At 35.7% G+C, this 13084-nt stretch carries 15 protein-coding genes and 1 riboswitch; of the genes, 3 read left to right on the forward strand and 12 right to left on the reverse strand.

The genetic code is table 11. The features are described 5' to 3' along the window. Nucleotides 1-134 precede the first annotated feature (134 nt). Nucleotides 135-902, reverse strand: a complete 768-nt coding sequence (locus K364_RS0118850; protein ID WP_028309313.1) for a hypothetical protein — start codon at nucleotides 900-902, stop codon at nucleotides 135-137. 244 nt (nucleotides 903-1146) lie between these two features. Then, on the reverse strand, nucleotides 1147-1350 hold the full coding sequence (locus K364_RS0118855; RefSeq protein WP_156946531.1) for a hypothetical protein: 204 nt from the start codon (nucleotides 1348-1350) through the stop codon (nucleotides 1147-1149). A gap of 349 nt (nucleotides 1351-1699) precedes the next feature. On the opposite strand from K364_RS0118855, the gene K364_RS0118860 reads away from it, so the two are divergent. After that, nucleotides 1700-3133 (forward strand): DDE-type integrase/transposase/recombinase, encoded by a 1434-nt coding sequence (locus tag K364_RS0118860; protein ID WP_028307679.1) that lies wholly within the window; start codon nucleotides 1700-1702, stop codon nucleotides 3131-3133. 600 nt (nucleotides 3134-3733) lie between these two features. On the opposite strand, the gene K364_RS0118865 is transcribed toward K364_RS0118860, so the two are convergent. After that, nucleotides 3734-4546, reverse strand: coding sequence for a DUF4179 domain-containing protein (locus K364_RS0118865; protein ID WP_028309315.1), 813 nt, complete (start codon nucleotides 4544-4546; stop codon nucleotides 3734-3736). Nucleotides 4547-4569: 23 nt separating this feature from the next. Further along, nucleotides 4570-4920 carry a hypothetical protein gene (locus K364_RS0118870; RefSeq protein ID WP_028309316.1) on the reverse strand — a complete coding sequence of 117 codons (351 nt, stop codon included), beginning with the start codon at nucleotides 4918-4920 and terminating at the stop codon, nucleotides 4570-4572. Between the two features lie 537 nt (nucleotides 4921-5457). On the opposite strand from K364_RS0118870, the gene K364_RS0118880 reads away from it, so the two are divergent. After that, nucleotides 5458-5670: a hypothetical protein gene (locus K364_RS0118880; RefSeq protein ID WP_028309318.1), complete on the forward strand. Its 213-nt coding sequence runs from the start codon at nucleotides 5458-5460 to the stop codon at nucleotides 5668-5670. A gap of 104 nt (nucleotides 5671-5774) precedes the next feature. Continuing rightward, nucleotides 5775-6215, forward strand: coding sequence for a hypothetical protein (locus K364_RS0118885; protein ID WP_028309319.1), 441 nt, complete (start codon nucleotides 5775-5777; stop codon nucleotides 6213-6215). Nucleotides 6216-6549: 334 nt separating this feature from the next. On the opposite strand, the gene K364_RS24795 is transcribed toward K364_RS0118885, so the two are convergent. The 8 genes from K364_RS24795 to K364_RS0118940 all read right to left on the reverse strand — a co-directional run bounded on the left by K364_RS24795 (nucleotide 6550) and on the right by K364_RS0118940 (nucleotide 12836). Beyond that, nucleotides 6550-7056: a transposase gene (locus tag K364_RS24795; RefSeq protein ID WP_169734772.1), complete on the reverse strand. Its 507-nt coding sequence runs from the start codon at nucleotides 7054-7056 to the stop codon at nucleotides 6550-6552. Continuing rightward, complete coding sequence (locus K364_RS0118895; RefSeq protein WP_035270253.1) at nucleotides 7013-7354, reverse strand: transposase; 342 nt, start codon at nucleotides 7352-7354, stop codon at nucleotides 7013-7015. Before K364_RS0118895 ends, K364_RS24795 begins: the two co-directional genes overlap by 44 nt. A gap of 1110 nt (nucleotides 7355-8464) precedes the next feature. Continuing rightward, entirely contained in the window at nucleotides 8465-8788 is a 324-nt protein-coding gene (gene tnpA / locus K364_RS0118910) for an IS200/IS605 family transposase (RefSeq protein ID WP_028309321.1), read from the reverse strand. A 203-nt stretch (nucleotides 8789-8991) separates the two neighbouring features. Continuing rightward, nucleotides 8992-9423, reverse strand: a complete 432-nt coding sequence (locus K364_RS0118915; RefSeq protein ID WP_028309322.1) for a hypothetical protein — start codon at nucleotides 9421-9423, stop codon at nucleotides 8992-8994. Between the two features lie 220 nt (nucleotides 9424-9643). Continuing rightward, complete coding sequence (locus K364_RS26835; protein ID WP_156946532.1) at nucleotides 9644-9817, reverse strand: hypothetical protein; 174 nt, start codon at nucleotides 9815-9817, stop codon at nucleotides 9644-9646. A 311-nt stretch (nucleotides 9818-10128) separates the two neighbouring features. Then, nucleotides 10129-10632: a hypothetical protein gene (locus tag K364_RS24800; RefSeq protein ID WP_156946533.1), complete on the reverse strand. Its 504-nt coding sequence runs from the start codon at nucleotides 10630-10632 to the stop codon at nucleotides 10129-10131. 401 nt (nucleotides 10633-11033) lie between these two features. Continuing rightward, a riboswitch (cyclic di-GMP riboswitch) is annotated at nucleotides 11034-11117 on the reverse strand. Nucleotides 11118-11487: 370 nt separating this feature from the next. Further along, nucleotides 11488-12024, reverse strand: coding sequence for a hypothetical protein (locus K364_RS0118935; RefSeq protein ID WP_156946534.1), 537 nt, complete (start codon nucleotides 12022-12024; stop codon nucleotides 11488-11490). Between the two features lie 119 nt (nucleotides 12025-12143). After that, the gene (locus K364_RS0118940) at nucleotides 12144-12836 is read right to left on the reverse strand and encodes a C39 family peptidase (RefSeq protein WP_028309324.1); all 693 of its coding nucleotides are present in this window, start codon (nucleotides 12834-12836) and stop codon (nucleotides 12144-12146) included. Nucleotides 12837-13084 lie beyond the last annotated feature (248 nt).

Below are 13084 nucleotides of genomic sequence, written 5' to 3' on the forward strand. Positions count from 1 at the left end.
ATTGACACTTCACAGGACAAGCCCATGCGGAGCGTCAATGTAAATGTTATGCATTTATACCTTTACTATACAACATTTATTTACGTTTTCAAGAAGGTTGTTTCTCTTTACGTTACTTACGGATTCAGTTTATACTATAAAGCCCACTGATCACCGCTAAAAGTAGATCCGGCATCATTATCAAGAATTAGCTCCCACTGACTTCCATCAGTAGCTATGATATCTACTAGTGTTGTTTCACCAAAATAATGTAAAGGATGTGCCTCAATATATGTCCAGTGACTTGGTGTATTATAGCTATAATTAGAAGTTGGTTTATATCTTCTAATTTCATCAATAAGTCCACCATCTTCTTTAATTCCAAACTTACCGTGCTTTACTTGTCTATTAGCTAATGATACTTGTGGATAGTCGTAGTTAATCCAACCCCCTTCTCCTTTCAAAAAATGAGCATACTTCTTGTTGCCTTTTAAGCTATAATAGATTGTATTATAAGCTTTTACACCTCCAGTTTCATCCCATTTCCAAGCATCTCTAGATCCTCCAGATGATTGAATTTCTATAAGGTTAGTTGTTGCATAATAAGTATTGATTCCCCCTCCAGGTAATTTTTCTATTCTGTATAACTGAGTGGTAGTATATACTTTCAATGGGATTTTTGTTTCTGAATTTTTTTCTTTCAAAAACCCCTGAGATACAATGTTGTTGTTATTAACCACATCTGAAACTTTATTTCTTGCTCGTTCAAACAGTTCATCTTTATCTTCTATTAGCTCTTTCTCAAATATTACTATAGGGAAATTATCACCATTTTCCTGAAAACCAAATGCAGTTGAGGTGACTGATATCAATAACAACACAATTATTGTACATAATAATAAGTTTTTATGTTTTTTTATCATTTAATAAACCTCCAATTTAAATATTTGAATGTATTTAGACCATCACATTTCTAAATTAATTAAAGATTTAACACACGCACATAAACTCTTTAACACTTACTGCTAATAATTATCTACATGCAAACACATCTGTTCTTGTAGGTAAATTTTCGTAATCCTTCCTTGATTTAGACCAATATGTTTTTACCAAATAATTTAGTAAACAAATTAGATTTACCACACAGTTTACTTCAAGACATGTCTCTTACTTTTTAGTGGTTATGTTAGTTAATTGCTTTTGTATTTCCTTTAACCGCTTATCAATTGAAAATATTTTTTTTATTACGAAACAATAGCTTGTAACAAATGTTATTAAAATCAACACGAATATTAACCCTAAAATATCTCCCCCTACACCGTGCCACCAGGGTGGAGGTGGTGGAGGCGGTGGAGTTGTTGGAAACATCATCTTACCTCCAAGCAATAAGGAATTTTAACATCTATAGAAACAAAATTGGCAAGGGTAAATTGAACCCTCATAAACAATCATCCCTTTCTAAAATTTCTTTTCATTACGCATGCAACAAGTCTAATCTTATGCTCGAAAATGTTCCATAAAAAACACTAGTGACTTCTATTCATAAGCACCACCTCTCCCTTAATCTCCGTTTTGTAAACCTATTTTAAATCTCTAGACAATAAAACATTTATATATCAAGGGTTTCAAGTTTTTTTAGTAAATAAAAACAATGACCCCCCTGTTTTTGGTATAATTGAGTGTCTCACCAAACAAAAATCCCAAGAAAGGGTGTGTCATTGTGAGCTCAATTATATCAGGTTTACTGCTATATAATCAATTTTTACTTAAACAAATTCGTCAGTTACTTTTATTTATCGTGAGAAATATTCCTTTAAAGGGCCCTAAGCAAGATATCTATAGTCCAAAGTATTGTAAACATACTGTGGACAGGCTCCCTTTTATCAAGCAACCGGAGAAGCTTGATTACAAGCAGTTACTTCGTGAGTATTCGTCCCAGCACGGGAAGGAACTTAAGCCTGTAAAGTCCCGTGGTGGTAGTCCTGTATCAGCTGATGTTACTTGCCACCGCTGTGGTGCTCCTCATACTTATCTTTACGACAATACTGGAGGTCGTGGTCAGCTCTGGTGCAAGGTCTGTGGTTTGCGATTTAGCAAGGTTAAAAGTGATTTTAAGATTGGTGCTTTGGTTTGCCCTTACTGTGGCCGTATCCTTGATAAAAAGAAACAGCGTAAGAGTTTTAATATCCATAAGTGTGTTAATAAAAAGTGCTCTTTCTATCTTAATTCTCTTAAGAAACTATCGCCTGAGGATCTGGAGGAGTACAAGAAGGATCCGTATAAGTTTAAGCTCCACTACATTTACCGTGAGTTTACTACCAATTTTTTTGAAGTGGATTTAAATACTATGCCTAAAGGATCTGCTAGCCTTAGGTTTCGTGATTTTTCTCCTCATGTTCTTGGGCTTTGTATGACTTATCTTGTTAACCTCGGACTCTCTACTCGTGCTACTGCCAGGGCTCTTTGGGAAATCCATGGTGTTAGAATTTCTCATGTTACTGTAAGCAAGTATGCTAAGTCTGCTGCTGCTTTGGTTCAGCCTTTTGTTGATAGTTATGACTACAAACCTACAACCTATCTGGCTGCTGATGAAACCTATATCAAGGTTAAGGGTATTAAGCATTATGTCTGGTTTGTTATGGATGCCCTCAAAAAGTCTATTTTAGGTTATCGTGTTTCTAGCTCCAGAGATGTAGGTCCCTGTATCCTGGCTATGCGCATGGCTTTTGCTAAGTTTAAGGAGTTCCCTGGTATGGCTCTTAGATTTGCTGCTGATGGTTATACTGCTTATAAGCTTGCTCAGCAGCAGTTTATGCTTAATGATATGGATTTTGTTCTTATTCAAATAATTGGCCTTACCAATGATGATCCTGTTTCTTTAGAGTATCGTTGGCTTAAACAGATTATTGAACGTCTTAACAGGACTTTTAAATTCTCCTACCAGGTTACTAATGGCTACGGTAGTGGTGAAGGCTCTGATACTCATGTGGCCTTGTTTGTAGCCTATTACAACTTCTTAAGACCACATTCCTACACTTATTGGGAACCTTTAAACTCTATCCCAGAGTTAGCAGCTATTCCTACTATGCCTGCCAAATGGCAGAAGTTGATTGAGTTATCTCAACAGCTTATTCTGTCTAAGCAGTTAGCATAATTCACCTAAAACTAACCCTTCAACCTCTTAATTATCCTTAAACATGCGGTGCAATACCTGTCAAGCTTTCCCCAAAGCTAGACCCCTTGACAGGTATTGTGCCTGCATTGTTATGCTCTTTGATGAGGTTGACTAGGGTTCTTTCCTGCTTTCTAGTCTGTTTTTACCCTTCATGTATAATCTTAGGTCTACTTTTTTGTCCTGTATCCTGGTTTTTTTAAAAACAATAGTTTTTCATACGTTAGTTAACACTACCTTAATCTCGTTTACTTCTGGCTGGGAAAGGTTTAGAATAAACTTAAACCTCACCTTTGTCTTTGGTAAAGGAGGGTGTACTCCCGGGCAAATGGGACTTTCCAGGTTGCCACTATTTGCACGGGAATATTTTTTTAAAACCATGCTGTCTGCCCAAAGTTATTGATTTAAACCTACCATAAATTAACTTTTAATACTATCTTCCATGTCAAGTTCCTCGCTTTTAATGTCTAAATCCTCGTTTTCCATGTCGATTTTCTCATTTCGATTGCCAGGTTTACTCTAGATTAAACCTTGCTGCAGTACCTTGTATTTCTTAACCAGTAAGGTCCCCCCCCACTGGGATTAAAGCTTAAAAGGTATGCTTATTATGTTTTCACTATCTAAAGTTACCTCAAGCCATAGATTTACATTTTCTGGGATAGGATTGAAAGAAAACTCATGGGACCAATCCTTAGTTTTTTCGAGTGGGGCGAACCCTCCCAACATTCTAGATGCAATTTGACCTTTAGAATCTTTAATTTTTACAGAACGTATAGAGGCTTCTGTATCCAAATATACTTTTGAAACACTTGGAGTGCTGTTAATCCTTAATAAAACTATTTTTTCTTCTTTTTCTTCAACAGCTGTATTTAATATTACTGTATCATTTGCTTTTCCATATCTACTAGGGTCAACTTCGAAATTTATTACCCATTCTTGATTATTGTCGTTATTTCGTACAATAAATTGAAGTTCTTCTGCCCTAGGTTCAATTGGTTCAAAACTCACAACACCCATAACCACTTCATTTATTTCATCATAGTTCATGGTAACAAAAGATCCCTTGTAAGTATTACCAATGTTATCCGTTATGGTAAAATCGGGACTTAATAATAAGCCTTCTTGATTATCCAGTCTAAATGATATTTTGGTTTGAATCTCATCTCTTACAATATCCTCTACTTTTAATGTAGAACCATCTTCGTTCTCATATTCCTCGTTGACAGTTTCCCCATATAATGAATAGGCATTGAAGGTTCCTGTATCCATCTTGCCGGAAATTGCATTTCTTCCTAATATAGTAAGATTTTCAGCATTAACATAAGTTACATAAAAAACAAATACTGTGCATAATAAAGCAAGTAGTATCTTTTTATGTCTTAGCCATTTCTCCATTTAAATTACTCCTCGTATTTAAATTACATTACAGTTGCATTCCATTTATCGTAAATCGTGATTTGTATTTCCCCTGGCTTACCGGAAGTGGCACTAGCAATCCCATCATAATAGCCTTTCTTTTCGTAATTATGCTGATCATAATATGTTCCATCCGGCATGTTAATCCATATGGATAGATTACCATCTCCATAACTATTATCAAAGCTATCTTGTCCACTAACTGTTATACGCCATTCAAAAGTTTTATTAAGATAATCAGACTGACTTTTTGGTGATATACTAACTGATAAAGCCAGTGCATTACTGGGAAAACTAATCATAATAAAACATACTGTTAGAATCAAAATAATTGTCTTTTTAAGATTAACCATTACTTTACCTCCATTTCATACATTTTAAAGGTTTAATAAGGTGTTTCTTCCTAGCTACATCTTTAATTATTGAAACTTAGAGATAACTCAATTCTTATCTTAAGTATTATTCCTGCAATAACGTAAATGTTATTTTCTAAACCCTTATAAACACCACCTCCCATCCTTAATCTCTCCTTTACATCAGGCAGGGAAAGTTTGCCTTTGGTAAAGGAGGGTGTACTCCCGGGCAAAGGGAGCTTTCCAGGTTGCCACCATTTGCCCGGGAATATTTTTTTAAAACCATGTTGTCTGCCCAAAGTTATTGATTTAAACCTACCATAAATTAACTTTTAATACTATCTTTCATGTCAAATTCCTCGCTTTTCATGTCTAAATCCTCGTTTTCCATGTCGATTTTCTCATTTCGATTGCCAAGTTTACTCTAGATTAAACCTTTGCTGCAGTACCTTGTATTTCTCCTCTGTCATAAATGCTGTTTTTTAGTATTGTTAAAAACAACCAGATAGGTGCTTCTAGACCAGGGCTGGATTTCTCGTGAAGCTTCTGATAGTTCAATTTACACAGGCGAAAAGTCGAGAAGGCGAAGAGAAAGCTATACAGGGGTTACTTCTTAGATTGATACTTAATGGTGGCAATTGGCCTACAAAATGGCTGGAAGATATAAGCCATGAAAAGTTAAAACATACCAATACAGAGCCATATTGTTGGGCAAAAAGGGTTTATGAGAAGTTGATTTTTAAGATTTAATCCAGCTAGAAAAAGGAATCACCTTGCTTTATCGAGAAATAGATATATGACATTTTTTGGTAAGGATATAAACCTTAGTATTTATTAAACTGGAGGGGATGAGTATGCGTAAGGTATTTGTAATAGTGGTATTTTTGTTCGTGCTGTTTTTGTTAGGTTGTGCAGCTTCTACTGATGTAGTTAATAAAAATGAAAAAGCTAGTGAGAGTAAGGAACAAAAAATAGAGGAACTTCATGCAGAAATCAAAAACTTAGAACAAGAGATAGCGACAGTAAAAGCATCACTTAATAAACTTAGTAGTAGTATTGAAGGTATAAATGATGAAAATAAAATCGGTGAGCCTCACCGATTTTATCCATGGACAATCGACGACGTATTTGTAGTAATGCCTGATGGTACTGAGATTAAAAATATTGACGGATTGGGATTACCGTTTAATTTACTACAATCAATTGAACAAGGTCTAAGAATAAGCGATTTTAGAAAAAATAAAGATAATGAGGGGAGTATCCCAATGAAAACTGGATATATTTCAGAGGTATAAATTATCAAGTAGATGCTAATGCAATAAAAGGCATTATGACTGTTATAGACTATTTTCAATCAAAAGAAGAGTAACATTCGTATGGAAAAAGCAGATTTAGGGAGCAAGGCATGGGAGTAATCACCTCCTCCGTAAGCGTGTGTTGGGTTTGACTATTAGCCGTTAATCTCCATTGTGCCTTAACTGCTGTAATAAGCTATATCTTAATTTAAATCTTTGTCAGTTTTATCATCTCCTAGTAGATTTCGGGGTGTTCATTTGAGTTTATTCTGCAAATAAATCTAATAAATGACACTAGTGCGAGTATTTCGCAAATACGAGGTAATATCAATAATTATTCTATGGATATTACCTCGTTGAATAAGCCAATTGGTGTTTGGAATATAAAAAATTTTTGTTTATTTAACTTGGGTATTAAATGATGCTGATTTAGCATCTGAGTAATAATCCCAACCCCTGCCCAGACTTGATTAGAGCGGTTAATTTCAAGGTTGCGTAGCAAATACGGGTAGATCTTATGCTGCTTATTACGCTTTGAAAGGTTTGGTTTTGGGCACATCGCATATATGCCCATCTCTTCCATGTATCGTTTGATTAGCCTGCGTCCGACGGGAATTTTATCTATTTTTTGCAGCTTGTCCCGGAGTTTCCTGACCCCCATATATGGCATCTTTGTATGCCAATAGTCAAGCCTGTTCTTAACCAAATTTTCAAAGTCACGGTCAGGTTCTACAGGTGTGTAATATACACTGGTCCTGTTAACTTCGAGCAATTCGCATTGTCTGGTCACTGACAGCTTATCGTCTTTTGAAACCAGATTTAGTCTCCCATTCGGAGCCAAACACTTCTTTAGATTTTTTTTTCAGCCAGTCATTCTCAATTGTGAGCTGACCGACTTTTGCCATTAGTCCATGTAGTTGTTCGTCCATTGCTTTTTCTCTAACACGCAGTTCTTTTTCTTGGCTGCTCTCTGAAAAGACCTTTGGTGCATTCTCCAGAAACTCTTTTTTCCAGTTTCTTAGCTGATTTGGACTGATGTCATGCTCTTGAGCAATCTCACCGAGCTGCTTTTCTTCTCGGAGTAATTCTAGTACAAGCTTAGTTTTGAATTCTGCTGAAAATGTTCTTCTTTTCACCATTGTATGCGAACCTTCTTTCACCGAGTAGAACCCAGGCGCAGTGACTCGTAAGCCCTGTTTCCTGGATCCTCTCTAAAATTCCGGACATCGGGTTTTCCCACAATCCGGCTTCAAACTGAACGCCCGTCGGTCAACAAGGTCTTCCCGCAAGTGCACTACACTTAAACGCAGTTCCCGTATACCTGCAGTTCTCTTTTGGTTTACCTGTGCCTTCGCCTCTGTGCTAGTTAACTCCCTCTTTCAAGGTTTCGCTGTTGTAGAGGCCGTTCAGTCCAGAGGGCCTTGACTCTGGTGTCGTTATGTTGTCGCTCACCGTCATTGCTTAATACGCCCTCATCTGCCAATCTCGAATCCTCCGAACAATTTCCCGGTTCTCGGTTATATGCCCGGTCTTTGCCATACGGAACTGTCTTGGCTGGTTCCGAGACCTTCCCTACTTTGCCCACTTATCCTTTTTCTGGTGCCGCAACCCGTACACCGGAGGGCAGACTCTGTGCACCTTCCCATTACTTCCAGAATCTTACCAGTCTTCGTCTACGTCAGTGAGACTCGACGCCCTCAACTCCCTGCCACTGACTTCATGCAGGGGACGTTTTCGATGCAGCAGTTTTCGCTTTATGCTACGGCCCCAGAAATTGCTAGCTCTCTGTGTCAGTCCTACCCTTAATTGAGCAGTCAGAGCGTTTACTTCCAAGCTTTCCCCCGCCAAGTCACCTTAAGCGAGAGTTGGATATAACTACGTGACCGAATGGGAAATCGTCACGACCGGACTTTCACCGGTTAGATAAGTGAGGTTATAGGCTGCGACTGACAGTTTCCTGTCTTGTATTATATCAGGTTCACTTAGGTTTTAGAAAATTTTGTCTGGTTTTATGTGTACATTATACTTTTTAATATTCATCATACCTCCTAAGGCAAATAGTATTACATAAATAAGCATAAGACTAATTCTTTTTTAAAAAAACAAACCAAATAATAGAAAGCACAAAAAATACAAGTATAATAGTAATAATCCATTCAGGCATTCCAAAAGTCATATGTATCTCACCTCTTTCAATATATTCTTTTATTTTAACCCAATTATAAAGACTTTTTATACTTCTAAAATTATTACATCTGTTCTGACGCTATATCCTCTTGTAATTGCTTTCGGATATACTGCTCTATTGCCTTTTTGTTTCTGCCAACTGTATTCACATAATAGCCTCTGCACCAGAAATGCCTGTTGCCACACTTATACTTCAGATTTGTATGTCTGTCGAATATCATGAGTGAGCTTTTACCCTTAAGATAACCCATGAAACTAGATATACTCATTTTTGGTGGTATTGCAGTTTTAATCTTTCCATATATCACCTGTCTTCTGTACTTAGGTGCAAATACTATGTGATATTTACAATTCCACTGCGTGTGTGATAAACTTTCTGTATCCATTCGGATATCTACCTCCCTTTATTGTAGTGCGGCTGACGAAACCTGCACTATTTTATCAAATGGAGGTAGATTTTTCTACTTTTCTTCTCAAAGCTAAAGCTCTAACGAATCAATTCTCTCATTTCCTTTTTACAGTGCTCCTTAACACTAAAAAGGGCTGTTCCAGCCAGATTGGTGGAATAACCGCTTTTGCATAACTTAATTTAGTTGTGAAATATCTCGAATTTTTCTTCAAAATCACCCCAAACCACATTTACCTCAAATATATCATCTTCACTAATATATGATCCACTTGAGCCTCCAGACATTCTGAAGACCTTTTTATCTGGAGGATCCGTAAAGTTTATTATTTTGGATATTTCTTCATCAATGTCATTTATAATGGTCATTTGCAATTGCTCTACTGATTTTAATTCAGACACATCTCCTTTATATATGACTATAAACTCAAACTTGCTTTCTTTAAAACTGCCATCTTCTGGATCTTTCTTGCTTTCAATTATATATTCTGCTTGCCAGTATTGGCCTTCACCATAAAACCTATTATTTTGGTAAATATATTCCTTTGAGCTGCAGCCAGCTAATAGTACTATGCTAACAAGAAAAAATAAAATAGCATACGAAGTTCTATGCATTCTACATTAACCCCCTTAAACATAAAATATCACAGTTTTTATTTAAAAAACAATAAAAACTATCTAAGCACTTTCAAAGATAACGTTAATTAAGCAATTAAGTGTTTCTACCCTATTTTAAATAAAAAATATATGATTCCTAATTTATAAAATTTAATTACATACCAAGGGGAATATATATAACCCTTGGTATGCAGGCAAAATGATTAGCTTCTAAGTATTAAATCCCTTCTTCTTTAAAATCTACATATACGGACCACTCATCATTTCCTCTAGACAAATCTACTTTTACTCTTGCGGATACATAGTATGACCAAGGTTGAACATCATAGTAAACATTTGGTTCTGGGTCGTATTTTACATAATCTACTCCAACACTAGGATAGTCTATCATTTCTGTTTCATCAATCCAGCCAACCCCTAAATCTTAAACCTCACCTTTGTCTTTGGTAAAGGAGGGTGTACTCCCGGGCAAAGGGAGCTTTCCAGGTTGCCACTATTTGCCCGGGAATATTTTTTTAAAACCATGTTGTCTGCCCAAAGTTATTGATTTAAACCTACCATAAATTAACTTTTAATACTATCTTCCATGTCAAGTTCCTCGCTTTTCATGTCTAAATCTCGTTTTCCATGTCGATTTTCTCATCTTTTGTTCTTTCCAGCCTTTTGCTCTGAATTTCTCCTGATTGGTGTGTACTTCATATTTTAATGTTTTTCTTCTGCTGTAATTAAATTAATCTCATCTATATCGATTGCATACATTATGAATTCTGCTATTATAGTTTTGCCATCAGAAGCATATAGCGGGATCACTCGATCTTTACCAGCATTTGCTTTCTGCATGGCGAGAGCCTCCTCAGGATTTTTTGGTTCTTCTCCATATAAATCGGTGGCATAAACATAACCTAATGTGCCATCAATGCCTTTTGCAAGAATTAAGTCAGGCTCAGTTTCAAAAGAAACTGCAAAAAGAGAGGAACCATAGGTCTGCCCATATTCATTAACTCTGTAAACTTTGGAAGGATCAAAGTTTTCTTCAGTTATTATTTCATTAGTTTTGGCACAAATAAGTTGGCCTGTTTCATCTATTTTGTAATTTTTTTGAAAAAATACATCGTGTACCATAGCGTAGCTAATGCTAAAATAACCTAATATAGTAACAAGAAGAATAACAACAGTTAATAATATGGTATTTTTTCCTTTATTCATTGTATATTTCACCTCCTATTTAATGCTCCTTTCATTTCAATAGTTTAATAGATATATAAACCCCCATAAATAACCACTCCCCTAACCTGTAATCTCTCCTTTACTTCAGGCTGGGATAGCTTGTCTTTGGTAAAGGAGGGTGTACTCCCGGGCAAATGGGTCTTTCCAGGGTGCCACTATTTGCCCGGGAATATTTTTTTAAAAAACCATGTTGTCTGCCCAAAGTTATTGATTTAAACCTACCATAAATTAACGTTTAATACTATCTTCCATGTCAAGTTCCTCACTTTTAATGTCTAAAACCTCGTTTTTAATGTCAAAAACTTCGTTTTCTTGTAATTTAGGTTAGTCCAAAAATACAAAAAAGCTGTCCCAGGTAATCCTGTTGAACAGCTTTTTGACTTTGCAACCTGGCAGTCATGGCTTTTAGCTTTAGACCCATGGCTTTGCGTCACCATCTTTCAATGGCTTTGCCACTAATTTTCAATATTGTATTATTTTATTAGACGTAACAAATCTTTAAAAGTTCCATTTTTGCTAAATTTTTAAAATTCAACCTTACCCTTTAGTTTGAAACTTTCCGTTTTTTGAGCTTCACTGACACTTAAAAAACATAATCACTCTTGATACATAATGGAAGTCTAGCAAATATTTTATCTTTTCTAATTTTGACTCCATTATTATCAAACATATATAATCTGGGATATATGGTTCTTAAAGTCATTTCATTCTGCCATGTCAAAATCCTAGTTATTATGTCCAAAACTTCGTTTTTAATGTTAAAATTTCTTGTATTTTAAGTTAGTTCCAAAAAAAATCCTTGACGGCTGTAGAACCTGCAAGGATTTAAATTTATTACTCTAAACGAATCAATTCTCTCATTTCATAAAAATTAATGGTACCCAACTTTCTCCATTCCTGTATACACTCTTCAGATTCTATCAGAGCATCTAAAGAAATCTCAGCTATCATGTGGAAACCATAATCTCTATTCTTGCCTAACACCTCTTGTTCAATGAAGAATCTGTCTGAACCCATTGTTTCCAACAAGTCTTCAAATTCCTCATGTGTCCATGCATAAATTGTAAAGTTTTTAACCTTAATATCTCCACATACAATAAAGTAAAATTCTACCTTAGAATCTTTTTCAACTATTTCATAAGCATCTTCCCATATGGTTGGTATATCTATCCAGAAATTATAAGTTGGGTTATAGTACGAAGTCGAAATTTCAATAACTTTTCTTTCAGTTCCATTATTCAATGTTTTATCTCTGTCCAGAGTATCATTAACTTCATTTATGCTTGTTCCTTTATTAGAATGATCATCATTTAATTGTTCTTTTAAGTCTTTTTTTGCCATTGTGGTATTTTTGTATTTTTGTTCATCCATTGCGTTATAGGAGCACCCTATAGACAGAAATAGCATTATTAACAAGGTAATAATTATTTTGATAGCTGCACCCCCCATGAAAATGCATTGCTTTAGCAACCTATCTACATTATAACATATTATTTAGGTGGATAAACCGCTACATTCCTTAGAGGTCTATCCCCTATTAAAGTACTTAACCGTATTAGGCTTGAACTGCTAGAATCAGGGTCTGTCACCCAATAATCACTTAGATTGTATCCTGTTCCATATAAGTAGTTTACTAAAACATAATGTGATCTATCACTAGTGGCTTGTTTATAACCTACAATTACAGGCACGCCATCCAATAATGCATTTAGAGCTATATTATAAAAAACCTCTCTAGATGCATCCCATTCTAAAGTATCAAGATATACTAATCCCCATCCAGCTTTATTTGGTGCATCGTTCCAGACAAACGGGTTAGAGGAATCACCCATATCAATGTTAGCTCTTTTGGGGTCAGTTTGTCTACCATATGATCTCATATTCATAGCAAAAGATGTGACAATACAGCCTGCATCTCCCAAAGTTTGACCCCTCCACTCCATGATGTCATCTTTCCACTCCTCATCCTTTTGATAAAAATGTGTTGTAGGGATATAGACATTGTATATTTGTTGAATTCCTATGTCAGACCTTGGTTCAGCATATTTACCACTTACAGACGGTTCCATACGATAATTATCAAATGGTATATATTCTTTATCATATTCAATAAAATCGGCTAAACCCACACTTGATACTAATAGAGTTGTCAAAACGATCAGGGTTAAAACTGTTTTTTTCATTCTAAAACCTCCTAGTGAAAATTTTAATTATTTATCACACAAACATAGGCACCTATATATTCATTAAGATATTTTTCGATTTTACCAAAATTACTTTTTTACCACAAAAACCCTCATAAACACCACCTCCACAGCTCTTAATCTCTTTACTTCAGGCTGGGAAAGGTTTAGAATAAGCTTAAACCTCACCTTTGCCTTTGGTAAAGGAGGGTGTACTCCCGGGCAAAGGGAGCTTTCCAGGTTGCCAC

Source organism: Desulfitibacter alkalitolerans DSM 16504 (assembly GCF_000620305.1).
GTDB classification, from domain to species: Bacteria; Bacillota; DSM-16504; order Desulfitibacterales; family Desulfitibacteraceae; genus Desulfitibacter; species Desulfitibacter alkalitolerans.